We start from the raw sequence: 25,671 nt of genomic DNA, 5'->3' as shown, positions 1-25,671 counted from the left end.
TTTGACATGCGAACGTGCCGACGTGCTCTAACCGTTTTGGCCCTCGCCCTTCCGCTTTCAGCGTTGGGTGCGGCTCCTGTGGTCGATAACAATTCTGGCTCTGGCAGCAGCAGTTATCCGCCAGCGGGTTATGGCACGTCCGGCGCCTATGCCGGGGGAGGGGTTACACCTCCTCCCTCGGCACAAGGTCAGCTGTTCATGCAGCTGCAGCAGATGCAAGACGAAATCGCGCGTTTGCGCGGTGTTGTCGAGGTCCAGCAGAACGATATCCAGCGCATGAAGCAGGAAGCTCTGGAGCGTTATCAGGAACTCGATCAACGTATAGCCAGTGGCGCTGCCGCTCCGGCTACCAATAATTCACAACCTTCTGGTGGCGCTGTTGACGCCAGTGGGACGCCTTCGGCTCCAGCAGCCCAGGCACCGGCAGCAGGCACCGAGCCTCCTGACCCGGCGAAGGAAAAGCTTTATTACGAGGCGGCCTTCGATCTGATCAAGGCGAAGGATTTCGATAAGGCCAGTCAGGCCTTCACCGCGTTCCTGCGCAAGTACCCCAACAGCTCGTATGCCGGCAATGCCCAATACTGGCTAGGCGAAGTGAATCTGGCCAAAGGCGATCTTCAAGGTGCTGGTCAGGCATTCGCCAAGGTGAGTCAGCAGTATCCGAAGCATGCCAAAGTGCCTGATTCGCTGTACAAGCTGGCGGATGTGGAGCGTCGCCTTGGTCACAACGACAAGGTCAAAGGCATTCTGCAGCAGGTCGTAGCCCAATATCCGGGCACTTCCGCTGCCCAGTTGGCGCAGCGAGACTTGCAGCGTCTTTGACGTTCTGACTCGCCGTTCAAGAAAGCCGCGCTCGTCGCGGCTTTTTTCGTTAGAATCTCGCACCCGAAATTCCGGTACACATTACGCTTCTCTGGATTCTGCGGTTGCAGGGTTTCTTGAAGTGCCTGACGGAGGCGGACGGCCTGTTTAGCTGTTACGCCCGTGGCTGATATGCAAGACACATTACGCATCACCGAAATATTTCACTCCTTGCAGGGTGAAACCCGTACGGCTGGGCTGCCCACCGTATTTGTCCGCTTGACAGGCTGTCCTCTCCGCTGTCAGTACTGCGACAGCGCCTACGCTTTCAGCGGCGGCACCATTCAGACGCTGGACGACATCATGGGTCAGGTGGCGGCTTATCGCCCTCGCTATGTCTGCGTGACTGGCGGAGAGCCACTCGCCCAGCCAAATGCGATTCCGTTGCTCAAGCGCCTGTGTGACGAAGGCTACGAAGTTTCGCTGGAAACCAGTGGTGCGCTGGATATCTCTGCAGTAGATCCCCGCGTGAGCCGCGTCGTTGACCTCAAGACCCCAGGTTCGATGGAAGTCACACGCAACCGCTACGAAAACATGGAGCTGCTCACGCCGAACGATCAGGTCAAGTTCGTGATCTGCTCCCGCGAAGACTACGACTGGGCGGTATCCAAGCTCATTCAGTACGGACTGGATCGCCGGGCTGGCGAAGTGCTGTTTTCCGCCAGTCATCATGAGTTGAAAGGGCGAGATCTGGCCGACTGGATCGTGGCGGATAACCTGCCAGTACGCTTGCAGATGCAGTTGCATAAATTTCTTTGGGACGACGAGCCGGGGCGCTGAAATGACTGAACTGACCAAGACTGAGAAAAGAGCAGTGATTCTGCTGTCCGGCGGCCTGGACTCGGCGACCGTTGTCGCCATGGCTCGCGCTGAAGGTTATGCCTGCTACACCATGAGTTTCGATTACGGCCAGCGCCATCGTGCCGAACTCGACGCAGCGGCGCAGGTTGCTCGCGATCTGGGCGCCATTGAACACAAAGTGATCGGCCTGAACTTGAATGGCATCGGCGGCTCGGCGCTCACTGACAGCTCAATTGCAGTGCCTGAGGCGCCGTCGGAAGGCATTCCGGTCACTTACGTGCCTGCGCGCAATACGGTGTTCCTGTCGCTGGCGTTGGGTTGGGCAGAAGTATTGGGTGCCCGTGACATCTTCATCGGTGTCAATGCCGTCGACTACTCCGGCTACCCTGACTGCCGTCCTGAATTCGTCGAGTCGTTCGAGCGTATGGCCAACCTGGCCACCAAAGCTGGTGTCGAAGGGCAGGGCTTCACCATTCGCGCGCCGCTGCAGAACCTGAGCAAGTCCGACATCGTCAAGGCTGGCACCACGCTGGGCGTCGATTACGCACTGACGGTCTCCTGCTACCAGGCTGACGATCAAGGCCGAGCTTGCGGTAAATGCGACAGCTGCCGCCTGCGCGCAGAAGGCTTCGCCGCCGCCGGTGTAGCAGACCCAACGCGTTATTTTTAAGTTTTTTAAAATAGGTGTTGAATTACTCATAAAAATCAGTAATATACGCGCCACACAACAGAGGGTCGTTAGCTCAGTTGGTAGAGCAGTTGGCTTTTAACCAATTGGTCGTAGGTTCGAATCCCACACGACCCACCATTTTGAAAATCCGGAAGGTCCACGAAAGTGAGAATTTCCGGATTTTTTTTTGCGTTGCAGATTGCTAAATCGGAAAGCTGCTCTGAGCTTTCGTCGTGGGGTTGACGCAACGATCTTTAAGGCGGTTGGCAAGTTTTTGGAAGCTGAAGGCAGTAGTACCGATGGAGCGTAATGCGCCCAGACAAGCAGCCGTCTGTCGCGAAACGTAACGCCGGAAACTAGTGACGTCAAATTGCGGGTCGGAGTGCCAGGTCAAAACTGCTCAAGGCCGCGCGTTTTATTCCGGCTGATGCCGAGTGTTGCTGTCATCGGCTATTGCATAGGTTTGTTGAGGCCGAATGACTGCTGAGTCGACTCGGAACGATGATGGCATTTGGCATCTTCTCAAGCCTTTGGCTCACTGAGGGGATCTGCTGACCTATGGGATCCTGTAGAAGCCCACCTCCCAGCTACTGCATCTTGTGGTCTTGATTAATGAGGCGAAGCGCGTTCTCAATGACCCCGCTCACAGTGCGGTGCAATTAGGTTCGATGCGGAAGGTCGACCGGCAGTGCTCTCTTGACCAATGTCTGTCGCTGCAGCGGGATCGTCTCGCCTTTGAACGACAGAATGACGTTGGCCACGTAGGCACCTGCAGGCCCAAATCTAAAGCCCTGGGTCAGAAAATGTTTTTCGGCATCAATCATTGCCGGGCTGTTAAGCGCATCCACAGCCCCCTGAACCCATAGAGTTGCTGATGGCGGCCGCCGACGGTTACCTGCGTGATTTTTTGAATCTGCACCAGGTTCGCGGACTTCAGCTGGCTGGCGGCTTGGAGCCGGTCATCCACGCCATTGATGCGTTGCGTGATGGCGTTGACGGTTTCCAGGTTTGCAGCTGATTCAAAACCTGTTTCAGGTGGAGAATCTGCCACTGCCGGTAGACCAGCATGCCGATCAGGACGATCAGGGCCAGGATTTGCAGTAAGGTGACGCGGGAATAGAAGGGCGCAGTGCCAGCTTCATGGAGGACCTCACTCAAGAGGTGGGGCACGTTCGCAAACAGCGTGATCAGAAGCTTTAGGAAACCGTTTTCCAGTCGAAAAAAGGTTTTCTTGGGAACGGATTTTTGAGTTTGAGTAGGATACTCCACTAGCGCATCGGCGTTTAAAACTTGCAGTCCGCATGGAACCGATCGGTCGGTAATTACCACAAACAGCTTGGTAAATTATGAATCTGGCAAAGCGGTACAGAGGGGTCTGGTCATTCAGCAATCTTTCTAAGTTCAATCGAATGGTATCTTCTTGCCACGTTGAGCAGCGTTGCCCTTATCGGAGTATAATTAGCATGAATAGAGTTTCTGGTAGCTCTTCATCTTCAGTAACTTGGCAGGCAGTCAACGATCTTGTGGAAAAAGTGAGTAATAGAACAACTTTGTCCACGACAGGTTATCAGACGGCAATGGGCCGCCTGAACAAGCCGGAAAAGTCGGATGCAGACGCATTGATGACAATGAGGAGGGCGCAACAGTACACAGACAGCGCGAAGCGAACGTACCTATCGGAAACTCTGATGAACCTTGCAAATTTGCAGCAGAGCCGTATCTATCGCACCAACAGTGGGAATTTGCGTGGTGCAATTGAGATGTCGCCTGCCCAGCTAACAGACTGCGTCCGAAAATGCCGCGAAAACGGATTCTCCAATTGCGACGTGCAGGCGCTGGAGATTGGCTTGCATCTTCGGCATAAGTTAGGGATATCAGACTTTACCATCTACAGTAATCATAAGCTAAGCCATAACTATGTAGTTATCAATCCGAGCAATGAATTTCCGAAGGGGGCTATCGTAGACTCATGGACGGGACAGGGCGTAGTTGAACTTGACTTCAAGACCAGAATGAAATTTAGGCATCGTGAGGAAAATTATACGGTGAACGCCAATATGCACGAGTGGATCGAGACGTATGGTCGAACGCATGTGATTGACTGAAGCCGATTGTAGCAACCTTCTATGGAAAAGGCCTTGACCTGTAATCAATGCTTTTCCAATCAGGATTAATTACGGGTATGTTGATTGCGAACGAAACCGTATTCCGTCGCTTCCGTTTAATATTAGCTGCGAATGAAAATAAACGGATCAAATAGAAGAGCCCGCCGCCAGCCTCCCGTCGCGCAGTTCTGTGGCTAGCGCCGGATCTAGGCTCTGTACGTAACGTGGCTGCGCTGGTGATGCTGAGTTAAAAACAGGCTCGGAAAGCTCATTTACAACATGTAGACTCCGCTTTCTGGCCTGTTTTTACCTTGCCTGACCTTCCCTCGTCGACTTTTAGTACAGATCCCAATGCGTTACTGCACAGTGCCTTGATCTCTGTGTCTGCGGGCTTGTCGACCTTCATCCATACAACACAATGACGGTGGATGTTGAGTGGAAGCCCTAGGCTCAGTAGCGGTATTGGTCGAATGCCATATAATGAAAAGTTAAATTATGGCAAGAAGGCATTAAACGTTCTGGCTTCTGCGTACGAAAGCAGGCCTCGTTCTGGAACTTTTTTCGTACTTGGCGCCACAGAATGTGGGCACCTGGAGTATGGGTTGACGTCACTGAATGACGGCCTCGAAAGATCACTTCAGGGGTAAAATCACCATTGTTCAGAGGAAAGATTCGTGACCTATGGCATCCGTGGCGCAGCTAGCACATCGGCGTATCACACCCAGACCCAGCCTTTTGCTGAGTTGAAACTTGACCAGAGACAACTTCAGGAAAAGACGGAAAAACTTAAAGAGAAAGGATATTTCACTGTTTCCATGTCGGAAACTACGAGAAGCTATCTGCACCAGCAAAGCAGTCTCAGCAACCCCGCTTGGCGAAATGAGTCCGTCGGAAGAGTTGTTGATCTGCAGACGACCGAGCACGAGCGCTCGATGACGAAAGTGGCAAAAGACATTGCTGCCTCCCTCACGGGAAGAAAACAACAATTAAGACCCCATGAGTTTCAACTGAGGCGTGTAGATAATCCGCGTTCAGAACAATGGCACCAAGACAGAGCACCGCTAAAAGTCATTTGCATATCAGCGATTGAAGGCCGCGGTACAGAGTTTGTCAAGTCAACGGAGTCAAAAGCAGTGTTTACGCACGGGCAATATGCAGAAATGACCCCTCTGGACGCCGAGGTGGTCGCACAAAAGACCAAAGTGGCCAAGTCAGACCGCTTCTATTTTTTTGCTGGCAAGGGCATTACCGAAGAAAGTATTCCTAAACTGGTACATCGGTCACCGCATGAGACCGGCAGGTCCATATTCATGGCGCGCTGGAAGTAAGGTCGATGAAGCAGGTATCTGGTAAAATCTGTCGTTTCTCCCATCAGCATTCTTTCGACGCTGGATGTGAAATGTAAACCAATTCCTGCTCCTGGCTGGCGCGCTTTTTGTCACACGCTAGCGCGCCGGTTAATCAATATATTGAAAACAGCAGTGCTCGCAGTCAACACCATTTTCGGCTCGGATTAACTGCGACTGACGGAGCCCTCTAGCTCGTATCAGTTACGAGCGTGCTTGCATTCAGCTGCGTCTGCTTGCATTACATCGCTGGCAACTAAAATTAGCTTCGAATTAAAATGAGCGGGGCCAGTCGGTAAGTCAGCCGTGGGTATTTATCTAGCAACTCAAGCGCAGGCGGATGAACACATAAGTGAGCAGCGCTTTGATCTGACTGGCCTGGTGTACCCTCTCAAAATTAACATCTCTCATGCCTACGAGGTCATCGCCTCGCGGGCGCTGTATCTTGTTCAAAATGTCTTCTCCTTTAGCGCTCCAAACGTAGCGAGTCGGCTGAGCATTTGGCAGTGCCAGAAACGTGGTGATTGAGCTTTCCAATTCGCGAACCGAGCTGAAACTACTGTCGCGCAGGTATACCGTGATGTCACGAAAGCGACGCTCAACCATGTTCATCCACGAACTTGAGGTCGGGGTGAAATGCATAGGGAAGCACTTGCGCTTTTCGAGCCAGACCTTCACTTTCGGATGTTTGTGCGTGGCGTAGTTGTCGAGGATCAGGTGCAACTGAAGGCGCTTGGGCATTTCCCGATTGATTTTCTTGAGGAAGTCCAGCCACTCCTGATGCCGGTGTTGGCGCTCGATAGAACTGATCAACTTCCCCTCACGTAATCGAGCGCAGTGAAGAGGTTTACGGCGCCGTGGCGAATATAATCGTGCGATCGCGTGCGGATATGGCCGATGCCCAAAGGCAGTCCCGGCTAAGTAGGCTCCAAGGCTTGAACCTGACTTTTTTCATCGCAGCACAGCACCAGTACCTTGTCAGGAGGATCCAGATACAAACCGATGAAGTCCCAGAATTTCTCTTCAAGGGCAGTCTCGTTACGTCAGCCGCTCAGGGCGTAACGTAATCTGAGGCCTTTGTACGAAGGATAAGTGACGAGAAACCCCTGATGTGGCGTGGCTCATCAGGGAAATTGAAAAAAGCCGATTGGCGGTAAAGGCACGTGCACGGCCTTCAATCCAGTCGGCGGACCTGAACTAGTCAGTATTCTCCGAGCTCTATGCTACCTCGGCACCTTCTTCCAGTACGGCGCCCTTGATACCGCCGATTTGAGCATTCCAGTCAGGTCCGACTACTTCTCTCCTGCAACTCCCTTCATCACTTGCACCCTGAGCACTTTGTTTGCGGCGGTGATGTAAGCCCAACGGGTTCCTTCGCTTGAACAGAACGTCAGGTTGCTGGTGTCCTTGCTGGCTATCAGCAGTTTGCCCAATGGCTTGCCTGCGGCGGTAAAAACCTGGATACCTTCCTTGCTGCTACTCCACACGTTTCCAAGCGCGTCGACTGCGATACCGTCAGGAATACCAGGCTCGATATCGGCGAAGACCTGGCCATTGATCAAACGGCCGTCGCGTACCTGATAGACCATGATGCGATGTGCCAGCTTCTTGTTGGTGAAGTCGTGGGCCATTTGTGAGTCGGCCACGTAAAGCAATTGCTCATCCGGCGAGAAGGCCAGGCCATTGGGCGAATGAACCTCGGGCGTATCGAGGCGGGTGATCTCACCGCTATCGGGCACGTAGCGATAGATGAATTCGCCACCTTGCTCAGGTGTGCCGCCGTAACCTTCGCTTTTGCTCAGCACACCGAAGGTGGGATCGGAAAACCATAGATTGCCGCTTTTGTCCGTCACCACATCGTTCGGGCTGTTCAGGCGTTTGCCTTGATAGGTGTCGACCAAGGTATGCCACTCGCCGTTGGCCTCCTGCCGTACAATCCCCCGTTTGCCGTGAGATGCCGCTACTACGCGACGCTGACCGTCAAGTGTATGCCCGTTTTGATAATCGGCCTTTTCCAGCCAGGTGGACACGCCTTCCTTTGCTCGCCAACTGCTGACCTTGTTGGCCTTGATATCGCTCCATATCAGGCGGCCATCAGGCAGGCATAGCGGGCCTTCGGCCCATTTCGCCTGATCGGTCAGTAGCTCGACGCGGGCTCCGGGAGCAACCAGTTGGCTGAATGCGGGGTCAGTGACAACGTGTTCGACAGGGCTGGCGGCGCCTGCCGGGCCTGCGGCCAGAAGTGCACCGCCCAATAGCCATGGCGCGGGATGCAGGAAGCGTCTCATGAAGGTCGGGTTCATATGTTCAGGTCCGTAGGAGTCAGTAGGCACAGTTGCCGTTGGCGCGTTTGTCAGCCGCCCCCGGCTTTAATTTGACGATCAGTTGCACATTGGGTTCATCACCCACGGTACGGGTCAGGTGCCCTGCGCGTTCGTCATCAGGACGCGGCCGAGACTTGCTGTCGGCATTGAACTGCATCTCTCCCGGGCCCTGCACCAGTACGCTGCCGTCGGTGGTTTCCACCGACCACTTGCCCTGCAAGGTAATCACCCATTGCGGCCCTGGTGCGTGATGCCAACTGCCGACATAGCCTGGAGGCAACACGGCGTAGGCGATGCTCTCTATATCATCGGGCGAGACGCCGATCCACTGCGGTGCTGCCGGTGGCGCGTAGCTCTTGAACTCCAGACCTTCGAGGCGGCAGTGGCCCACATGCGTAGCGCCTTCATCATCGGCCCACAGCGTGGCATATGAAACAGGGGGTTGAAGTTGACCATTGCTGTGGGTCGTTTCCGAAGATTCCTTTGGCACTGATGTGACGGTGGCGTTGGCGCTGCCTGCTCCGATGCAGGCGGCTGCGCATGTAAATGCCAGTGCATATACAGCTTTCATCTATCACTCCTTTGTATGGAAATTTTCAGACGCATGCCATAAGGCGTGCAGCTCAGGTTGGGCTTGGGCAGGGCGACCAGCGTTGCTGCAAATCCCGGCGTATGACTTCGATCACCCACATCCACAGCAGGTGCCCAAACGTTTCGGATGCCAGCTCCGCTGGCGGTAGCGCCCACAGCGGGGGTGCCCAGTGAAACGCCGGCAGGATTACGCCGTGAAAGCCCAGGGTCACCAACAGTCCAAAACCAAGACCCTGCCACACAGCGGCGCGTGGATACCGGAGCACAAGCAGGCAATAGAACATGGCGAAGAAAATCGAAAAGCCCTGGTGAACCAGAGCGCTGCCGTAATTCACGACATGAGCGGAATACACGTAGGTCAGGTGCTGAGTGTTGATGCCTAGCGAATCGAGCATCTCCAACGGCGGAACCGGGCGGTCCGGGGTGCGAGGCGGGAAGGGGATTTCCGTGCCCCATTTGATGAAGCTGGAAACGTTGCCTGCAATGAAACCGGCCAGTGCGGCTACGCCATAGTCACGCGTCTTCACATCAATGTCCTTCTTCGACAGACCAAGCTACGGTGCCGTCAAGTATGTGCAAGGCACATTGATATGTAACATACTATTTTCCCTACTCACTGATACCAATTGAATATCAGATGATTGATCTGAAATTGATGCGTCAATACGTGGCAGTTGCTGAAACCTTGAATTTCCGCAAGGCCGCGCAGCGCTTGAACATGTCACAGCCGCCGCTGAGCGTTGCGATCCGTCGTCTGGAAGAGTCCCTCGGCGTGCAGTTGCTGCAGCGCAATACGCGCTCCACGCAGCTGACCCCTGCGGGCGCCGTGTTTCTGGTTGAGGCCCGGCAGACGCTGTCGCAGGCTGAACGGGCCTGTGAAATGGCACGTCGCTCTGCGGCCGGTATGATCGGTACGATTCGCCTGGGGTTTGTTGACAGCGTCGTTGATGGCCTGCTGCCCGCGCTATTGCGCCGCTACCAGGCGGCAAACCCGAACGTCGATATCCAGCTGCAGGAAGCGACCCCGCCAGAGCAGATGGAAGGCTTGCGCAATGATCGCCTGGATGTGGGGATTCTGGTGGCACCGGTCATGGAACCGGGCGACATTCATATCGAGCCGCTGTTCGAAGACCGAATGGTTGCTGTCGTGCCACAGGATCATCCGTTGGCCGATCAGACGTGCATAGCGCTCGCGGCGTTGGCGGATCAACCCTGGATCCTGTTTGCTCCGCATCACGGACCGGGCATGCATTCGCGCATTCTGATGGCGTGCGCCGCTGCGGGTTTCACACCTCGGGTGGTACAAAGGCCGCGCCAGATGCAGACCACGGCTGCACTGGTAGCCGGAGGGTTGGGCGTGGCGCTCATGCCACAGCGCTATGCCCAGCGCCAGCCCGGGCGGCTGGTGTGCCGGGAATTGACAGGCGCAGGAACACCGGTTCCCTATGTCCTGGCGCTGGCCTATCGCGAGCTGTCTCCGTGCGTACAGTCATTGCGCGATGAGGTCATGCAGTTGGTTCGGTCGCCAGCATTCACGGCACATGTCATCACCTGATACTCGCCAAGAAAAACGCCTCCACGAGGGAGGCGTTCCTGAGCACTTATTACACTGAAGGCATCAAGCCAGGTCGAAGCGGTCCAGGTTCATCACCTTGGTCCAGACGGCCACGAAGTCTTTGACGAACTTCTCTTGCGCATCCGCACTGCCGTAAACCTCGGAGATCGCACGCAGTTGAGCATGCGAGCCGAAGACCAGGTCAACACGAGTACCGGTCCATTTGACGGCGCCGGTAGTGCGGTCACGTGCTTCGAAGGTGTCATTGGCACCTGAAGTCGCTCTCCACTCGACGCCCATATCCAGCAGGTTCTTGAAGAAGTCGTTGGTCAGCGTTCCCGGTTGTTCGGTGAACACACCGTGTTTGTTCTGCCCTGCGTTGATGTTCAGAACCCGCAGACCACCCAGCAATACCGTCATTTCCGGTGCGGTCAAGGTCAGCAATTGCGCCTTGTCCACCAGCAACGACTCGGCCGAGACCTTGTAATGAGCCTTCTGGTAGTTGCGGAAACCATCGGCAATCGGCTCAAGGAAGCTGAATGACTCGACGTCAGTCTGCTCTTGAGAAGCATCTGCGCGGCCCGGTGTGAATGGAACGGTGACGTGCTGGCCTGCATTTTTTGCAGCCTGTTCGACACCTGCATTACCCGCTAGGACGATCAGATCGGCAATGGATACCCGCTTGCCATTGGACTGGCTCGCGTTGAACTCCGCCTGAATTCCTTCGAGGGTTTTCAATACACCGGCCAACTGCTCCGGCTGGTTGACTGCCCAGTCCTTCTGCGGGGCGAGCCGCAGACGTCCGCCATTGGCACCGCCGCGCTTGTCCGAGCCACGGAAGGTAGAGGCTGCCGCCCATGCCGTCGACACCAACTGCGGGACAGAAAGCCCCGAGGCGAGAATCTTGCCTTTGAGAACGGCAACATCCTGCTCATCCACCAGCGCATGATCCACGTCTGGAATCGGATCTTGCCACAGCAGCTCTTCGGTCGGCGTTTCCGGACCGAGGTAGCGGGCCAGCGGACCCATGTCACGGTGAGTCAGTTTGAACCAGGCGCGGGCGAACGCGTCAGCCAGCTGATCGGGGTTGGCCAGGAAGCGGCGGGAGATTTGCTCGTAAGCCGGATCGAAGCGCAGCGCCAGGTCGGAGGTCAGCATGCTCGGTGCATGACGTTTGCTCGGGTCATGGGCATCCGGAATCTTGCCAGCGCCCGCGCCGCTCTTCGGCTTCCACTGATGCGCGCCCGCCGGGCTCTTGGTCAGTTCCCATTCGAAGCCAAAGAGGTTTTCGAGGTACTCGTTGCTCCATTGGGTCGGCGTCGAAGTCCAGGTCACTTCCAGGCCGCTGGTGATGGTGTCACCACCCTTGCCGCTGCCAAATTTGTTTCTCCAGCCAAGTCCTTGTTCTTCAAGACCGGCCGCTTCCGGCTCAGGACCGACGTTGTCGGCGGGGCCTGCGCCGTGGGTCTTGCCGAAGGCGTGACCACCGGCGATCAGCGCCACGGTCTCTTCGTCATTCATCGCCATGCGGCCGAAGGTTTCACGGATATCCTTGGCAGAAGCCACCGGATCAGGAACACCTTCAGGTCCTTCAGGGTTCACGTAGATCAGACCCATTTGCACCGCGGCGAGCGGGTTTTCCAGATTGCGTTCGCCTTTAGCGGTACGGCTTTCTTCGTTAGGGTGATTCTCCGGCTCGGCGACCAGCGTGCCGTCACCCGGCTGCTGCATTTTCTTCTGCGCGCCATAGCGCTCTTCGCCACCCAGCCAGGTGGTCTCGGAGCCCCAGTACACGTCTTCTTCCGGTTCCCAGACATCCGGGCGACCGCCGGAGAAGCCGAACGTCTTGAAGCCCATGGTTTCCAGCGCAACGTTACCGGTCAGCACGATCAGGTCGGCCCAGGAGATCTTGCGGCCGTACTTCTGCTTGATCGGCCAGATCAGGCGACGTGCCTTGTCCAGGCTGACGTTGTCCGGCCAACTGTTGAGGGGAGCAAAACGCTGCTGACCGGCACCCGCGCCGCCACGGCCGTCACCGGTACGATAAGTCCCGGCACTGTGCCAGGCCATGCGAACAAAAAGCGGGCCGTAATGGCCGAAGTCTGCCGGCCACCAGTCCTGCGAGCGGGTCATGGCATCGCGCAGGTCCTGTTTGACCGCCTCGAAATCAAGGCTCTTGAACTCTTTGGCATAGTCGAAACTCTCGCCCATCGGGTCGGAGAGGGGGGAATGCTGGTGCAGAATCTTCAGATTCAGCTGCTTGGGCCACCAGTCACGGTTGGTGGTGCCGCCGCCAGCAGCATGGTTGAAGGGGCACTTCGATTCAGTTGACATGCTTGATACACCTTTTTGTCGTTTGCATCAGGCCATCCAGTCCACTCAGGGGACTTTAGACAGTAATAGTGAAGGGGCTCAACAGCACTGGGTTCCTGTCGACCGTTCATCATCAATCAGCCCAGCGCTACCAATACGCTGTACAACGATGATCGGATTGCAGCGAGGCCAGCTCACAGCGTGCGAAATAAACCTGAGCCCAATCGTCCCCTTTATCAGGGGTAAGCCGCATGGCTTGCGCCAATGCTTTCCCAGATTAGCCTTCTTCGCGCAGATTTCTAATAGAAAGAACATTGGGTGCTGATAGGCAAACTCTGACAGCCCTGTCGCACGGGCTACGATGCAGGTCATTTACGCTGATTGCCGTCCATATTCTTGAATGCCCAGAGCCTTGTCAGGCCTGTTTCCAGCTGACAAGGCAATCAAGGTTGGCGTCTGCCAATCAAGAGGCTCGCCTCAGTACCGGCTCATGAAAATAGCCGCCCGTTTAGTCGCGATGGGCAGAGCGCTCACCTCTAGCGTTTCGTTTTCACTGTGCGCGCCTGTGCCCCATGCACCCAGCCCGTCCAGGCTGGCTTTCACATACGGGGCCACGTAAGAAATGTCGGCGCCGCCTCGGTCGGCAGACGGTGCGGATTCCAGCGCCGGGCCATCCAGATCCCGGCTCACCCGGCTATATGCCTCCAGCAGTTTGCGATTGCTTTCGCGATCTTCCATGACCGGCATGATCGCTTTGATGGTCATTTCGCTGCTGGTCTGTGGCAGAGGCCGACTGGTAATTTCTTTCAATCGGGCTTCTGCCGACTGGCGTTGTTCCTCATTGATAAAGCGCAGATCGCCGTGCACGAGTACCGACCTGGCCACCGTGGTCTTTCTACCGGATGCAGTACCTTGTCCGTTCGCGACATCTTCGTTTGCGCTGGAGCCGCCCAGAATAAGCCCCGGGTTGATGGTCAGGCCGGGTTCGTTCGAGAGTTTGGAGCGGACCTCATCCAGTACGCGGGCTGATTCATAGACTGCGCCGTAACCGGTTTTGGGTTGGAAAATGGTCGCCGAGTGATTGTCCAGACCGGAACTGGTCAGGAACCATTCGCTCAGGCCCCTGCGATCGGTTACCAGTTGGTTGGGGGACAGGGCAAACTCGAAGCCCAGGGCAACGTCGCTTTTCTTGGCTTCGTCGATCAGCACGCGCCTTGAGATATCCGTCGGTTTGGCTGCCAGCTCTTCATCGCCGACCAGAACCACCGAGATATTCATGGTGTCGAGCGAGCCATTGTTCTTCAGCGCCTGGAGTGCGTACAGCAGAGTGACCAGGCCGCCCTTGTCATCGATGACACCGGGTCCTTTGGCTTTCTTGCCACCGTCTATGTAAGAGAAGGTCTGAAAGTTACTGGTTTTCGGGAATACGGTATCCAGATGGCCGATCAACAGGATTCGTTTGGCAGACCGGTTGCCCTCGTGCAGCGCAACGAGGCTGCCAGCGTGTTTCATGTCTGCCGGCAAGTCATGCCAGCGAGTATCGAAGCCCAACGCTTCGAGTTTCTGCTTCATGATATTGCCCACCTGAACGACGCCTTCGGCGTTGTCGGTTCCGCTATTGATATTGACCAACTGTTCGAGCAAGGCCACCTGTTCGGTGCTGCGACTGTCGATATAGGAAACAATGGTTTGTTCGTCGAGCGTCGAGCCCGCCAGCGCATACCTGGAAGCGAGAAGTATCATTAACAGCGACAGGTGTTTTTTCATACTGGGTTGTCCGGATTGAGGGCGGGGCAGCATCTCTACAAGCCTGCTACTAACGGCATTCTTAAAATTCCCCATGATGCCGACTCCGCACGGCGACACAGGATTAAATATTATTAATGTTCAACTAACGTCTCTCAGGTGCCACACGCTGTAGCCTTATCTCTGACATGCATTCATTAATTGACTGGCGTGACTTAATATTTTTAACCGGCAGTTATTCATGGTCAGTGAGCGTGAATTGGCTCCACCATCACACGGCAGAAATGGCCGTGAAATCCTGATAAACGAGGCTCTGGTGTTCCCGTGAGTACCCGACTCGGCGATCTGTCCAGAGGTCGGGCGTGACGGGCAATCGAATCCGGTTTGTCACTTCAACCGGCAGAGCGGATACCGACGCGAACTTCATGAGAAATAGAAAATGTGCCCAAGCCGGTGGTTATCGCGTTGCCTCGCAAGTGCAGTGTCAGTCATCCTTTTGTGCGGATGCAGTCAAGCCGCCACAGTGCAGTTGACTGCGGACGACGATGTTCCGGACTTCTACGACTGGAAAGAGCCTGTGCCTGCGGCACCGGGACAATTGCTCGGATCCGGGGCGTTGACGCCATCCCAAAGCCTCGACAATGCGAGCAGGAACATTCGTTTTCTGTACACCTCCACCGATGGCCTTGATGGCAACAAGCGGGTCGTCGTGTCCGCCGCCTTGTTCATCCCCAAAGGAAGTCCTCCGCCAGGTGGATGGCCGCTTATGGCGTGGGCACACGGCACGGTGGGCATTGCCGACAGCTGCGCTCCTTCGCTTGCAGGACGCAGCCCGCGTGACAAGCGCTATTTGAATGAGTGGCTCGCGCAAGGCTACGCTGTGGTGGCGACCGACTATCAGGGGCTCGGCACGCCCGGCCCTCATCCGTACGGACTTAGCCGCCCGCTCGCTTTCGATATCATCGACAGCATTCGAGCGGTGATCGGTGCCAATTTCGACCTTGCGAAGCGGGTTGTCGTGTTTGGTCAGTCACAAGGCGGCAGGGCAGCGTTCGCGACGGCGGTGTACGCCAAGGCCTACGCGCCGGACTTGAACATCGTTGGCGTGGTGGCGACCGGTACTCCTTACGCCGGTGTGCGACAACGTCCGGCCGAGGCGGGCGTGGGCAAGGTCGGGGGATTTAATGCTTCGACGTTTTCCTACAACCTGTTGAGGCTGAGCACTGGCATGTTGCTCGATCCAGCCTTCGTGCCAGGTGACTATCTGCACGAGCGCGCCATGCCTGCTTTCGAACTCAGCAAACGTGCCTGCCTGCATGCGATCAATCAGCGGGTCATTTCGGACCGTCTCACCTTCGACAACAGCTTCAAGCGATCACCGCAGTCGGTACTCGACAGGATAAATCGTGCGTCTGCTTACCCGACGCTGAAGTCGGACATACCGATCTTCATCGGCACCGGCGGTCAGGATCACGATGTATCCGTCACGCAGCAGACGGCGTTGGTGACCGATGCCTGTAAAGCGGGTAGCCGCATCGAATGGCATCTGTATCCAGAGCTCGATCATTCCGCAACCGTGAACGGTTCACTGAATGACTCAACGCAATTCGTCCGTAAGGCATTTGCCGGTGAAGTGATCACCGGCAATTGCCGTTCGGTTCTACCAGGCCTTCGAGGCACGTCATCCGATGAAGATCGCTGATGCTGCTGCGTAATTATTTTGGCAGGGTTGCGGGCGACTGGACGGGCAGCCCCAAACGGACGTTGCGGGTAAACCATACGTTTGAAAGGATCACCGCAACGCAGACCATGGTAACGAGGAACGGCACCCAGAGCGTGTGCCAGGCCGAAAGGAAGAACTCGGCAGCCAGGGCGATTACCGGCACACATGGCGTCAATATGGACACGCGCCCGCCGCCCAGTCGTTGAATGGCGTACTGCAAACTGAATACCGGGATCAACACCGAGAAAACCGCCAGCCCCATCAGTTGAAAGAGCATATGCGTGTCCAGCGTCAAGACCTGCAAGAGCTTGTCGCGGCCGATCCACCCAGTCACCAGCAGCAGCAGAAAGAAACGCACGCAAAGTATGTCCATGGCGCTGTATTGCTGATTCAGGTTCAGACGTCCCGAACTGTAGATATAAATGCCTCCGGTTATTCCGGCGACAGTCGCAAGAGCGATGCCTTCGTATAAGTGTTCGACGCTCACCATCGCTGTTGCACCCAGGGCCAGGCGCACCATTACCAGCCCGAGCAGCGATACGAGGATCATCAGGGCACCCAGCCAGCGAAAGCGGCTGACGCGCGATTTTCCGGTCAATGCTTCACAGACCACTACAACCAACGGCATCCAGCCCTGATAAATCGCGGACTCTACTGACGCCTCAATCCGTTGGAGTGCCATAAACATGAACCACCAACTGAACAGCGTCAGTACATTGAGCAGTGTCACCGCACGCCATTTGTCTTTCAGCAATCGCAGCGGATCATGGCCTCGCAGGCGGTGAACCACGAAGAATACAGACCAGGCCAGCAGGAACGTGATGAACGTCAGGGTGGCGCCATTGATGCGGGTGAACGAAAACATTACCCAAACGGCTGACAGCGCCGTGGACAAGCAATAAATGGCCATGCTCAAAGCGCCAAGATAGGCCCCGTTCATAAGTGCTCCTGAAGGACGCTGGAAGTCGTCTTGAATGAAATGCTCACGTTGCAGCCGCCGTGGGCAGCTCTACCTGAGTCGGCTGGTAGTTTTGCAGGGCGTCGAAGTCAGCCCGCAAGGTCGCCGGGTCCAGGTTATAAAACGTGAGGATGCCCGCCGTATCCGCCAGGGAGCGGGAGTCCACGATCATGCCGGGAGCTACTTTCCAGTCGATTGTGTACTCACTTGAAATGGGCGGTTCATTAAGCTGTTTGATGGTGCCTTTGCGCAATGGCAGCAGCGCGGACACAACATTGTTTTTCGGGTGGGGCCGGACATTGCCAAGTTTTTCAGAGTTCGCCGTTAAAAACAGATTGGCATCGATCAGGTTGATGTCGCTGTTTCTTTCGTGGTACGGAACACCAATGCCGCCAGGCACGCGAGCCGCGATTTCCAGAAAGACCGGTTCGCCGCTGTCATGGTCAATGAACACTTCATGGTGAGTGGAGCCGTCACTGAAGTTCAAGGCGTTGATCACATCACGGTTGAAAGCCTCCAGACGAGCCTTCAAGACGGGGTCGAGCACTGGAATGACGCTCAACGGTTTTCCCTGGACGAAATCAAAGTTCGTGCATCCCAACTCAAGTACGCCGCAATACCTGACATCGCCTTTGACCACCAGAGAGTCGCACTGATACATCTGTCCGCGGATGAACTCATCCACTTCATATTCAAAGTGGTAAGGCGATTTCATCACCTCCTGGCGTGCCTTCTCAAAGCCGTGTTCGTCATGAATGATGGAAACTTCAAAGCTGCCCGCTGCGTTGACCGGCTTGATGACAAAGGGCAGGCCGAACTCACTGCGAAGCTCATCGTAATAGGTGTCGGCGTCCTGCCTGAGGCGCGCTTGATTGAGTCTTGCAAAGCGTGGGACCCGAATGCCTTTCCTGGCAACTGCTGCTTTCATTTTTATCTTGTCACGGAAATTTTCTACAATTTCCATGCGGTCGCCTTCGATGCCAAATTCCTCGCGCAATTGGGCTGCGAGTTCGACATGGCATTCTTCCTGGCAAAAGATCCTGATCAGCCCGGCGTCGCCATTGAGTTGACGAAGTTCGTTACGCAGGACGGATCTGCATTGTTCGTGGTCCAGCAGCGGACGAATGTTGCGCTGGGGGTCGCCCTCAACGCGAATGATCGTCGACATGTGCCGTTCGAGCGTGGCCGACAACGTGTCCTTGTGGTACGCAATCAATACGGTTCGGCACGTGCCGTGCAGTTCTTTCAGCGCTGCCTCGGAGGCGAAGTTCAGGTAGTGGGGTGTCAGGAATATGATTGTCTTAACCATGATGAAGTCCCTCGTTGAAGTCCACGTTCATGCGATAGAGAAGACGAGCATCACGACCGCCTTCACTTTTGGGGATAACAGGTCCCCTGTGCAGCGTTGAAAGATTGTCCCAGATCACAATGTCGCCACGTTGGTAGTGGTGCTTATACCTGGGGGCGTGAAGCAGCAGAAAATCGAACAGGGTGTCCAGCACCTGGCGGGCAAACTCGTCAGGCCATCCTGTTATTCCAAACGACGTCGCTGCGGCCGCGTATAGGGCGTGAGCACCGGTCAACGGATGTTGAATAACCAGCGGATGCAGAACCTGGGCTTCCATCGCGTCGCGCTGTGTTTTTTCCAACACTTGGGATTTGGCATCGGCGTTTCTCAAGGCGTCGCGGTTGCCAAATCGATGGCTTGCCTGCAGCGAGTCGAGGTTCAGTTCTTTGATAAAGTCCGGACACTCACCGGTTTTCATCCAGCTTCGCACGCGCTGCAGCCCCGATACGCAGTCGATGAACTCTGTTTCACCTGACGTATCGGGAACCTTCACTGAAAGCATGGAGGTCAGCACGGTATTGGCTTGCTTATAGGACATGTCCGTATGCCAATAAGCGCCTCCGTCATGTACGCCCAGTGGAGCGCCCTTTTCGTACACATTGCTGATCGTCAGCACTTCCCGGTAATGGGTCAGGCAAAAGTTTTCCAGAATATGATGTACAGGTTTTCCAAGACGCTTCATCAAATCGACATACGGTTCCAGCGCTGCATCACGGCATTTGATAACCGCCACTTTGTACTCTGCAATCGCTTGCCGAAGCTGGTGATCCGGCATGTTCACTGCCTCCCGATAGTCCAGAGTCAGCGGCACCATTTGAGTCATGCCCACGACACACGCTCCTGTACGCTATCGTTGCGCAGGGTAGTGGGGGAGGCGGGCAACATGGTGTTGACCGACGCATATCCGGAAACGGCCCCTGCCACATGCAGGCCTTCGATCGGTGTCTGGCCATTGCAATGAGCGGCGAACCCGGAATCACTGTCGATCAGTTGTGGCCACTCGGTATCCGGTAACTGAGCGGTGACTCCGGTTGCCGAGACCAGGCAGCTTTGTCTGGCCGAGCAATCGATCATCAAGCGGTAGCCGGACCCGTCATTCAAAAAGCCCAGTCGGCCTCTCCTGAGTGCTTCATTGCATGATCCCTCAAGAAGAGCGTGGCTATTGAGGCGATGAGGGAGCGTGAGCAACAGCGAATCTGCACAGGCCTGAACGTCGCTGTAAGCATGCAGCCAGACATGCGCGCGATGAGTCGTTGCCACGCCGTTTATCGGCCCTTGAGCCGACTCTGAACCGCATTTTGCGATCATTTCCAGCGTGCGCTGGCTAAGTGAGCGCAAGGCGAACCGATCGTTTGTCTCTTGTGGATAAAGGCCCAGATAAGACTTCACCAGAACCGTGATATTGCGAGCCACCGGAGCCAGTAACAGAGCGATCTGGAAGGCACTGTTTCCGCTGCCGAAGATAAAGACATCCTTGCCCGAGAACGTATCGATCTGCCCATTACTGACTTGGGTGTAGACGTCAAAGCAGCTTCTCCATGTGGCCATTTCCGCTTCGAGGGGTGCAGCTCTGGGGCGAATTCCAGTGGCAAGGATGACTTGTGAGGCTCGTAGCGTTTTTCCTGCGCTGGCGTCTCCCAGTACAAGTTCGAAGAACTCGCCGGATTTGCTCAGGGTCATGACGCGTTCTTCGAACCGGGTCAGGGGCAGCGTTTCGAAGTTGCTCCTGATGTAGTTGGAGTACTCCTCGCCTGTCGGGCTTATTGCCAGTCGATTCAAGAACTTTCTGAGCGGAATCGGCGCCCCGGAAATTTCCAGTTCATTACAGTAGGACTGCAGCGGTAGCGCGCCCATCATTCCCATGCATCCGCCAAAGACATCACTGACTACGGCGATATTCAGATCGGTGGCCTGCAGCCGTAAGCACTCACTCAAACCGGCAGGACCACCCCCAATTACAATGACATCGAATACGTCTTGAGCCATCATCACATTGCCTCCATTCGTCCACAGGCTTCATCGAGAACAGCGTTCGAAACAGAGAAGGAAAATCTGACCTGACGCGGACTGCTGCTCATATAAAAAGGCTCGGCAGTCAGCGGCATGACGCCCACCTGTTCAGCCATGTATCTGCTGAAAGTACGTGCATCGAGGTGTGGCTTTATCAGTGAATAGTCCGCCATGACGTAATGCCCGCCCTCCGGTGTCGAAAACCGGAATCCGGCGTTCGACAGGGCAGCGGTCAGACGGTCGCGTTTACGACGATAATGTTCTTGTAGCGTTTGAATCCGTGAAGCATCCAGTCCGTCAAGAATGGATGCGACAGCTCTTTGCAGGGGCGGGGGCTGGCAATAGCTCAGGTAGAGATGGTGAGCGTAGGCCTGCTCCAGAGTCTCGGGATCCCCTGCCAGCCAGCCGATACGAGCACCGGTCATGGACAGCATCTTGGATGTACTGCCCGCGATCAGAAGTCGGGCACTGAGTGTCCGAGTGGTGGATGGCTGGCGTTGTTCGTACGTGTAATATTTGTAGGCTTCGTCCACGATAGTTAAAAAATGGTAACGCTCGGACAGCGCATCGAGTTGTAACCAGTCGTCTTGGCCCATGCACCAACCCGTTGGATTGTGCGGTGTATTGATTAACAGGATCTTCACGCCTGCACGCAGTGATGTTTCAACAAGGTCCCAATCAACGCGATTCGCGTCCGCATCCGTCGTCATGGCTATCGGTGTAAATGTCAGACCGCAAAGTTTTGCCAGTCCAGGATAATAAGGATAGAAAGGCGCAAAAAAAGCGACGTGATTTCCGAACTCGACGTTGGCCGCCTGCAAGGCGATATACAGCGATTCGGTACAGCCTGAGGTCACCAGAACAGTGTTGAAGTTATCGCCTTGCGCACAATAATGAGCGGCGATACTTGAACGTAAATGCGCATCTCCTCGCGGGTCTGCATATTGCCACCCGAGGGCGGCTTCTGCGCAAAGGTACGTATTCATTTCGTCGTCGAAACGGGGTTCGGGAACGCCTTGGGACAAGTTGATCGCTTGTGTTGTGCGCGCATAGTCGCTGGCGTCTTTGAACACTGCCGCGCGCCCGACCAGTTCTGAAAGTTCCATGGCTTCCCGCCCCTGTCTTGCACGTGGACTTACGAGTGTCTTGCGATACGATCCAGTCCCTTCCAGAATTGCGTCAGCAGGTTCAGTACATCCGCTGCGCCGTCCAGAATCTCGGTACCGGTCTCGGGATTTTTAGCAGCTTCCATGACGGCCTCTGTAATCCATTCCACGTGATCGGTTTCGACCAGCATGTGCAGGTAGAAGTAGGTGAAGTCCTCATGTTTCCAGCCGTCGTAGAGCCTGAAGCCCTCGTACAGATTGGCAATCATCGGGAAGCCAAATTCTTCGATGATGTAGTGGGCGCCGATCGCTTGTTCGGTCGAGCCTTCGAGAAAGATACGTTGCAGGCCCTCCACCAACTGTCTGGCCTCGGGTATGTAATCAATGTTTTTCCAGTCATCAAGCGTTACACCGACGCCGGCAAGGACCCGCTCGAACATTATAAAGTGGGGTTCACCGACACCGTCGCCCAGTTCTGAAACCACTGTGCGAGCCAGTTTCATTCTGATCACTTCGCTCTCTGTCCGGTGAGAGGTCCCTGCCAGAATCTGCGGGAAAGTACGAATGTAATAAAAGTATTGTTGAAATACCTTTTTAAGCGTGGTTTTCGGCAGTGGCGCTTTTCGGAAGGTCTGGTAAAACTCGTTCGTATTGATTCCAGACTCGTCAATCATCGCTTTCATGGATAGGATGATTTCTTCGCCTGACAGATAATCGGTTTGTTTTGTCCGGGCCAGCATAGGAACCCCCAAATACGTTAGAGTGAGGTGATTAGCGGATAGACAAGTGTTGCGCGTCTGTTTCATATAGTAAACGCAAACGTTAAGACGACAAATTGATTTTGCTAATCGTTGTTTTGCATATCGATAGCAAAGCTCTTATGATGGCTTAATGATTTTTATAATAAAATCAATAGCTTGTAGATAATCATATCTTTTTGAGTGTGATTTTTTCGGCAAAATTATTTTTTTGGCACCGTGATCGTGCCTAAGGGTTGACCTGTTTGGTCTGCCCATTTCGAAACTGGAAATATCCTATAGTGAACAAAAATCCAATCGATATTGCATTGACAGTCAAGACGGAGCGTTCCGCTCGCGGCTGGTCCATCGGCGAGCTCAGTGCGCTTTCGGGCGTGTCCAAGGCCATGATCAGCAAGATCGAGAATTCTCAGGTCAGTCCCACTTCCAGCATTCTGGGCAAGCTATCGGGCGCGTTCGGTCTTCCTCTTTCCACGTTGTTGCATCGTGCGGAAGGCCGCTCCGGCTTGCTTTCCCGGCACGACGATCAGCCAGTCTGGATCGATCCGGAGACTGGATACAGGCGGCAGAAGGTGTCGCCCCGAGAGGGCTGGCCGCTTGAGTTGCTCAACGTGCAGTTGCCCGCGGGCGTGAGTATCAGCTACCCGGCGACGGCTTATGCCTTTCTTCATCAGCAGGTATGGGTGACCAAGGGAGAATTGAACTTCACCAAGGGCACCACCGCTTACGTACTGGTTGCCGGAGATTGTCTGCAGTTGGGGTTGCCTGAGGAGGACTGCACGTTCACCAATGCGACCGATGCGGTATGTGAATATGTCATCGCCCTGGTGTACCGCTAGTCGGTGAGTCATGTTTGCCTGTTAAATCAGCTTTTTAGCGTTAGAATCTGCCGGCCTTCGCTGGCGGATCGGGCGTGCGCCCATGTGTGCTGCGGGCTTGTCCGACGTCAGGTCGGAAGATTCCGTCAAACGAGGCTTCCGGTTTTTTAATGCCTGCTTGCAGGGTGTAAACTTGCCTTTCGCGCTCACGCGCCTTCAGGTCCCGCGAACATGACACAGATTTCCGAACGCTTTCTGGTACAGGCGCATCTCGATGCCAAGCAGCCCAAGGCGTTGAGCCCGGCAGAAGAGGTGCGCTACCGTGCCGAAATTGCCGCTGAGCTCAAGAAACAGGACGCCGTTCTGGTCGCCCATTATTACTGCGACCCGGTGATTCAGGCGCTGGCGGAAGAGACCGGCGGCTGCGTTGCCGATTCTCTGGAAATGGCGCGTTTCAGCAATAACCATTCGGCCAGTACCGTTCTGGTGGCGGGCGTGCGTTTCATGGGCGAGACGGCCAAGATCCTCAATCCGGAAAAGCGCGTGTTCATGCCGACGCTGGAAGCCACCTGTTCGCTGGATGTGGGCTGTCCGGTCGATGAGTTTTCGGCGTTCTGCGATCAGCACCCTGAGCGGACGGTCGTGGTCTACGCGAACACCTCTGCCGCCGTCAAGGCCCGGGCCGACTGGGTGGTGACCTCGGGTTGCGCGCTGGAGATCGTCGAGAGCCTGATGGACAATGGCGAGAAAATCATCTGGGCACCGGACAAGCATTTGGGGCGTTACATTCAACGCGAAACCGGTGCCGACATGCTGCTGTGGGACGGAGCCTGCATCGTCCACGAGGAGTTCAAATCCAAGCAACTGGAAGACATGAAAGCGCTGTACCCGGAAGCTGCGATTCTGGTTCACCCGGAATCACCGGAAGCGGTGATTGAACTGGCCGATGTCGTAGGCTCGACCAGCCAGATGATTGCTGCCGCGCAACGATTGCCCAACAAGACCTTCATCGTGGCCACCGATCGCGGCATCTTCTACAAAATGCAGCAGGTGTGCCCGGACAAGATCTTCATCGAGGCCCCAACCGCTGGCAATGGCGCGGCGTGCCGCAGTTGCGCACATTGCCCGTGGATGGCAATGAACACACTTGAGCGCACCTTGCAGTGTCTGCGAGAAGGTTCGAACGAGATATTCGTCGACCCGGCACTGATCCCCAATGCTTTACGTCCTTTGCAGCGCATGCTCGATTTCACCCAGGCAGCGCGTATGAGGCAGGCAGGCAACGCCTGACAGGCGCCGTTAAAACAAACGAAAAGCCCGACGCAAGTGTCGGGCTTTCCGTTTGACGAGCCTGTGAGTCGCGCGCCGTCAGTTCATCATGTCCTTGACCATGCGCTCCTGCTCGATCAGATCCTTCTGCCGCGCATCGATACGTGACGCCAGCTGGAAGTTGCTGGCGGCGCGACGCTTGGCGAAGTCCAGTTGTTGAATGGCCTGGCGGAAATCGCCCACCAGCGCGAAATACTCGGCCCTTGCCTGATGCAGGCCGACGGTGTTGCCGTTCAGGCCACGGGTTTCCGCCACCACATACCAGATGTCCGGATCGTCAGGCCGTGTCTTCAACAGCGCTTCGAGGCCCTTTTCGGCTTCGGCAGTGCGGTTCTGTTTGAGCAGCACGTCGATGCGCACATCGTTGAGCGGGTAGTTGTTCGGGTACAGCGCCAGCATGCGGTCGACCCGTTGTTGTGCGTCGGCGAGGCGGTTGTTGGTGATGTCCAGATCGATCTGCGTCAGGTTGTAGGTGATGTCGTTGGGTGCCTTTTCCAACAGGGGCTTGAGGTTTTCGCGGGCTTCGTTGAGCTGACCGCCTTTGATCTGTGCGATGGCCAGACCGTAACGCGCAGGATCGGACTTGGGATTCTCGACCAACTGAGCGCGGAAGCGTTTGGCGGCGATTCCGGGCGTTTCCTCGTAGATCAGCGCGACACGCGCCCGCATCAATTGATACAGCACGCTGTCTTCCTTGCCGCCGGGTTTGGCCTGCTCGGCGCGGTTGCGGGTGTCAGCGATCCGCGATTCGCTGACCGGGTGAGTCAGCAGAAACTCAGGCGGCCTTGCATCGAATCGGTACTGGCGCATCAGGCGTTCGAACATGGTCGGCATGTTGCGTGGGTCGTAACCGGCCTTTTCCAGGTTCAGGATGCCGATGCGATCGGCTTCCTGCTCGTTCTGTCGTGAGAAACGACGCTGTTCCTGAATCGCGGCAGCCTGCGAACCGGCAATTGCCGCGATACCCGCATCACCGGCACCGGCGGCAGCCATCACGATACCGGCCAGCATGGCGGCCATGACCGGCACCTGCATGCGTTGCTGGGCTTCGACGCCACGGGCGAAGTGGCGCTGGGACAAGTGAGCGAGTTCGTGAGCGAGCACCGAGGCATACTCGCCCTCGGTCTGGGCGTTGAGAAACAGGCCGCCGTTGACACCGATGATCCCGCCAGGGGCGGCGAAGGCGTTGAGCTGCGGGCTGTTGATCAGAATGAACTCGAGGCGGCGGTCCTGTACCTGGCTGGTTTCGGCCAGACGATAGACGGACGTCTCGACGTAATCCTTGAGCTGCGGATCCGAAAGCTGGCTG

At 55.8% G+C, this 25,671-nt stretch carries 21 protein-coding genes, 1 tRNA gene and 3 pseudogenes; 10 read left to right on the top strand and 15 right to left on the bottom strand.

The window, feature by feature from the left end; genetic code table 11:
- Positions 1-6 precede the first annotated feature (6 nt).
- From ybgF to BZK31_RS24725, 4 genes are all read left to right on the top strand, one after another.
- A complete protein-coding gene (gene ybgF / locus BZK31_RS24740) occupies positions 7-822 on the top strand; it encodes a tol-pal system protein YbgF (RefSeq protein ID WP_080266022.1) in 816 nt (271 codons plus the stop codon).
- A gap of 171 nt (positions 823-993) precedes the next feature.
- Positions 994-1,641, top strand: coding sequence for a 7-carboxy-7-deazaguanine synthase QueE (gene queE, locus BZK31_RS24735; RefSeq protein WP_083185912.1), 648 nt, complete (start codon positions 994-996; stop codon positions 1,639-1,641).
- Between the two features lies 1 nt (position 1,642).
- On the top strand, positions 1,643-2,332 hold the full coding sequence (gene queC / locus BZK31_RS24730; protein ID WP_083185899.1) for a 7-cyano-7-deazaguanine synthase QueC: 690 nt from the start codon (positions 1,643-1,645) through the stop codon (positions 2,330-2,332).
- 62 nt (positions 2,333-2,394) lie between these two features.
- A tRNA-Lys gene (locus tag BZK31_RS24725) sits at positions 2,395-2,470 on the top strand.
- A gap of 452 nt (positions 2,471-2,922) precedes the next feature.
- Here the strand turns inward: BZK31_RS24725 and BZK31_RS24720 are convergent.
- Both BZK31_RS24720 and BZK31_RS29095 read right to left on the bottom strand, forming a co-directional pair.
- Positions 2,923-3,260, bottom strand: a pseudogene (locus BZK31_RS24720) (DNA helicase); the annotation flags it as partial.
- A pseudogene (locus BZK31_RS29095) lies at positions 3,252-3,474 on the bottom strand (hypothetical protein); the annotation flags it as partial. The pseudogenes BZK31_RS24720 and BZK31_RS29095, both read right to left, overlap by 9 nt.
- A 321-nt stretch (positions 3,475-3,795) precedes the next feature.
- Between BZK31_RS29095 and BZK31_RS24715 the strand changes: the two are divergent.
- Together BZK31_RS24715 and BZK31_RS24710 are read left to right on the top strand one after the other, a co-directional pair.
- Positions 3,796-4,437: a type III effector gene (locus tag BZK31_RS24715; RefSeq protein WP_083185898.1), complete on the top strand. Its 642-nt coding sequence runs from the start codon at positions 3,796-3,798 to the stop codon at positions 4,435-4,437.
- A 674-nt stretch (positions 4,438-5,111) separates the two neighbouring features.
- Positions 5,112-5,765 carry a DUF1826 domain-containing protein gene (locus tag BZK31_RS24710; RefSeq protein WP_083185897.1) on the top strand — a complete coding sequence of 218 codons (654 nt, stop codon included), beginning with the start codon at positions 5,112-5,114 and terminating at the stop codon, positions 5,763-5,765.
- Positions 5,766-6,212: 447 nt separating this feature from the next.
- Here BZK31_RS24710 and BZK31_RS24705 read toward each other — a convergent pair.
- From BZK31_RS24705 to BZK31_RS24685, 4 genes and pseudogenes are all read right to left on the bottom strand, one after another.
- Positions 6,213-6,823: pseudogene (locus BZK31_RS24705) on the bottom strand (IS630 family transposase); the annotation flags it as partial.
- 252 nt (positions 6,824-7,075) lie between these two features.
- Positions 7,076-8,086, bottom strand: coding sequence for an SMP-30/gluconolactonase/LRE family protein (locus BZK31_RS24695; protein WP_083185896.1), 1,011 nt, complete (start codon positions 8,084-8,086; stop codon positions 7,076-7,078).
- 19 nt (positions 8,087-8,105) lie between these two features.
- Positions 8,106-8,678, bottom strand: a complete 573-nt coding sequence (locus tag BZK31_RS24690; protein ID WP_083185895.1) for a cupin domain-containing protein — start codon at positions 8,676-8,678, stop codon at positions 8,106-8,108.
- A 52-nt stretch (positions 8,679-8,730) separates the two neighbouring features.
- On the bottom strand, positions 8,731-9,225 hold the full coding sequence (locus BZK31_RS24685) for a YagU family protein (RefSeq protein WP_083185894.1): 495 nt from the start codon (positions 9,223-9,225) through the stop codon (positions 8,731-8,733).
- A 110-nt stretch (positions 9,226-9,335) separates the two neighbouring features.
- Between BZK31_RS24685 and BZK31_RS24680 the strand changes: the two genes are divergently transcribed.
- A complete protein-coding gene (locus tag BZK31_RS24680) occupies positions 9,336-10,253 on the top strand; it encodes a LysR family transcriptional regulator (protein WP_083185893.1) in 918 nt (305 codons plus the stop codon).
- A gap of 63 nt (positions 10,254-10,316) precedes the next feature.
- On the opposite strand, the gene katG is transcribed toward BZK31_RS24680, so the two are convergent.
- Complete coding sequence (katG, locus tag BZK31_RS24675) at positions 10,317-12,587, bottom strand: catalase/peroxidase HPI (RefSeq protein WP_083185892.1); 2,271 nt, start codon at positions 12,585-12,587, stop codon at positions 10,317-10,319.
- 456 nt (positions 12,588-13,043) lie between these two features.
- Positions 13,044-14,333 carry a M20 family metallopeptidase gene (locus tag BZK31_RS24670; protein ID WP_083185891.1) on the bottom strand — a complete coding sequence of 430 codons (1,290 nt, stop codon included), beginning with the start codon at positions 14,331-14,333 and terminating at the stop codon, positions 13,044-13,046.
- A gap of 418 nt (positions 14,334-14,751) precedes the next feature.
- On the opposite strand from BZK31_RS24670, the gene BZK31_RS24665 reads away from it, so the two are divergent.
- Positions 14,752-16,014, top strand: coding sequence for an alpha/beta fold hydrolase (locus tag BZK31_RS24665; RefSeq protein ID WP_083185890.1), 1,263 nt, complete (start codon positions 14,752-14,754; stop codon positions 16,012-16,014).
- Positions 16,015-16,027: 13 nt separating this feature from the next.
- Here the strand turns inward: BZK31_RS24665 and BZK31_RS24660 are convergent, their stop codons facing one another.
- The 6 genes from BZK31_RS24660 to BZK31_RS24635 are packed head-to-tail and all read right to left on the bottom strand — an operon-like array spanning position 16,028 to position 22,197.
- Positions 16,028-16,975 carry a DMT family transporter gene (locus tag BZK31_RS24660; protein ID WP_083185889.1) on the bottom strand — a complete coding sequence of 316 codons (948 nt, stop codon included), beginning with the start codon at positions 16,973-16,975 and terminating at the stop codon, positions 16,028-16,030.
- Positions 16,976-17,018: 43 nt separating this feature from the next.
- Positions 17,019-18,302, bottom strand: a complete 1,284-nt coding sequence (locus BZK31_RS24655) for an ATP-grasp domain-containing protein (RefSeq protein WP_083185888.1) — start codon at positions 18,300-18,302, stop codon at positions 17,019-17,021.
- On the bottom strand, positions 18,295-19,164 hold the full coding sequence (locus BZK31_RS24650) for a TauD/TfdA dioxygenase family protein (protein WP_087881695.1): 870 nt from the start codon (positions 19,162-19,164) through the stop codon (positions 18,295-18,297). Before BZK31_RS24650 ends, BZK31_RS24655 begins: the two co-directional genes overlap by 8 nt.
- The gene (locus BZK31_RS24645; RefSeq protein WP_208617232.1) at positions 19,161-20,330 is read right to left on the bottom strand and encodes an NAD(P)/FAD-dependent oxidoreductase; all 1,170 of its coding nucleotides are present in this window, start codon (positions 20,328-20,330) and stop codon (positions 19,161-19,163) included. The genes BZK31_RS24650 and BZK31_RS24645 overlap by 4 nt, the downstream gene beginning before the upstream one ends.
- Positions 20,330-21,457 carry a pyridoxal phosphate-dependent aminotransferase gene (locus BZK31_RS24640; protein WP_083185886.1) on the bottom strand — a complete coding sequence of 376 codons (1,128 nt, stop codon included), beginning with the start codon at positions 21,455-21,457 and terminating at the stop codon, positions 20,330-20,332. The genes BZK31_RS24645 and BZK31_RS24640 overlap by 1 nt, the downstream gene beginning before the upstream one ends.
- Positions 21,458-21,486: 29 nt before the next feature.
- On the bottom strand, positions 21,487-22,197 hold the full coding sequence (locus BZK31_RS24635) for an iron-containing redox enzyme family protein (RefSeq protein WP_083185885.1): 711 nt from the start codon (positions 22,195-22,197) through the stop codon (positions 21,487-21,489).
- 299 nt (positions 22,198-22,496) lie between these two features.
- Here BZK31_RS24635 and BZK31_RS24630 point away from each other — a divergent pair, with 299 nt between their 5' ends.
- Together BZK31_RS24630 and nadA are read left to right on the top strand one after the other, a co-directional pair.
- A complete protein-coding gene (locus tag BZK31_RS24630) occupies positions 22,497-23,054 on the top strand; it encodes a helix-turn-helix domain-containing protein (RefSeq protein ID WP_083185884.1) in 558 nt (185 codons plus the stop codon).
- A gap of 210 nt (positions 23,055-23,264) precedes the next feature.
- On the top strand, positions 23,265-24,323 hold the full coding sequence (nadA, locus tag BZK31_RS24625; protein WP_083185883.1) for a quinolinate synthase NadA: 1,059 nt from the start codon (positions 23,265-23,267) through the stop codon (positions 24,321-24,323).
- Between the two features lie 78 nt (positions 24,324-24,401).
- Here the strand turns inward: nadA and BZK31_RS24620 are convergent.
- A partial coding sequence (locus tag BZK31_RS24620) for a M48 family metalloprotease (RefSeq protein WP_083185882.1) occupies positions 24,402-25,671 on the bottom strand: 1,270 nt, incomplete at its 5' end.

The sequence above is a fragment of the Pseudomonas floridensis genome, assembly GCF_002087235.1.
GTDB classification, from domain to species: Bacteria; Pseudomonadota; Gammaproteobacteria; order Pseudomonadales; family Pseudomonadaceae; genus Aquipseudomonas; species Aquipseudomonas floridensis.
The sequence above is the reverse complement of the archived record's forward strand: the minus strand, read 5'-3'. Positions and strand labels throughout refer to the sequence as shown.

Coding starts and splice junctions, on each gene's coding strand:
- BZK31_RS24650 (WP_087881695.1), bottom strand. CDS start 19,164: ATGACTCAAATGGTGCCGCTGACTCTGGACTATCGGGAGGCAGTGAAC.
- BZK31_RS24690 (WP_083185895.1), bottom strand. CDS start 8,678: ATGAAAGCTGTATATGCACTGGCATTTACATGCGCAGCCGCCTGCATC.
- BZK31_RS24715 (WP_083185898.1), top strand. CDS start 3,796: ATGAATAGAGTTTCTGGTAGCTCTTCATCTTCAGTAACTTGGCAGGCA.
- queE (WP_083185912.1), top strand. CDS start 994: ATGCAAGACACATTACGCATCACCGAAATATTTCACTCCTTGCAGGGT.
- BZK31_RS24680 (WP_083185893.1), top strand. CDS start 9,336: ATGATTGATCTGAAATTGATGCGTCAATACGTGGCAGTTGCTGAAACC.
- BZK31_RS24695 (WP_083185896.1), bottom strand. CDS start 8,086: ATGAACCCGACCTTCATGAGACGCTTCCTGCATCCCGCGCCATGGCTA.
- BZK31_RS24660 (WP_083185889.1), bottom strand. CDS start 16,975: ATGAACGGGGCCTATCTTGGCGCTTTGAGCATGGCCATTTATTGCTTG.
- ybgF (WP_080266022.1), top strand. CDS start 7: ATGCGAACGTGCCGACGTGCTCTAACCGTTTTGGCCCTCGCCCTTCCG.
- BZK31_RS24635 (WP_083185885.1), bottom strand. CDS start 22,197: ATGCTGGCCCGGACAAAACAAACCGATTATCTGTCAGGCGAAGAAATC.
- BZK31_RS24670 (WP_083185891.1), bottom strand. CDS start 14,333: ATGAAAAAACACCTGTCGCTGTTAATGATACTTCTCGCTTCCAGGTAT.
- BZK31_RS24665 (WP_083185890.1), top strand. CDS start 14,752: ATGTGCCCAAGCCGGTGGTTATCGCGTTGCCTCGCAAGTGCAGTGTCA.
- katG (WP_083185892.1), bottom strand. CDS start 12,587: ATGTCAACTGAATCGAAGTGCCCCTTCAACCATGCTGCTGGCGGCGGC.
- BZK31_RS24655 (WP_083185888.1), bottom strand. CDS start 18,302: ATGGTTAAGACAATCATATTCCTGACACCCCACTACCTGAACTTCGCC.
- nadA (WP_083185883.1), top strand. CDS start 23,265: ATGACACAGATTTCCGAACGCTTTCTGGTACAGGCGCATCTCGATGCC.
- queC (WP_083185899.1), top strand. CDS start 1,643: ATGACTGAACTGACCAAGACTGAGAAAAGAGCAGTGATTCTGCTGTCC.
- BZK31_RS24645 (WP_208617232.1), bottom strand. CDS start 20,330: ATGATGGCTCAAGACGTATTCGATGTCATTGTAATTGGGGGTGGTCCT.
- BZK31_RS24640 (WP_083185886.1), bottom strand. CDS start 21,457: ATGGAACTTTCAGAACTGGTCGGGCGCGCGGCAGTGTTCAAAGACGCC.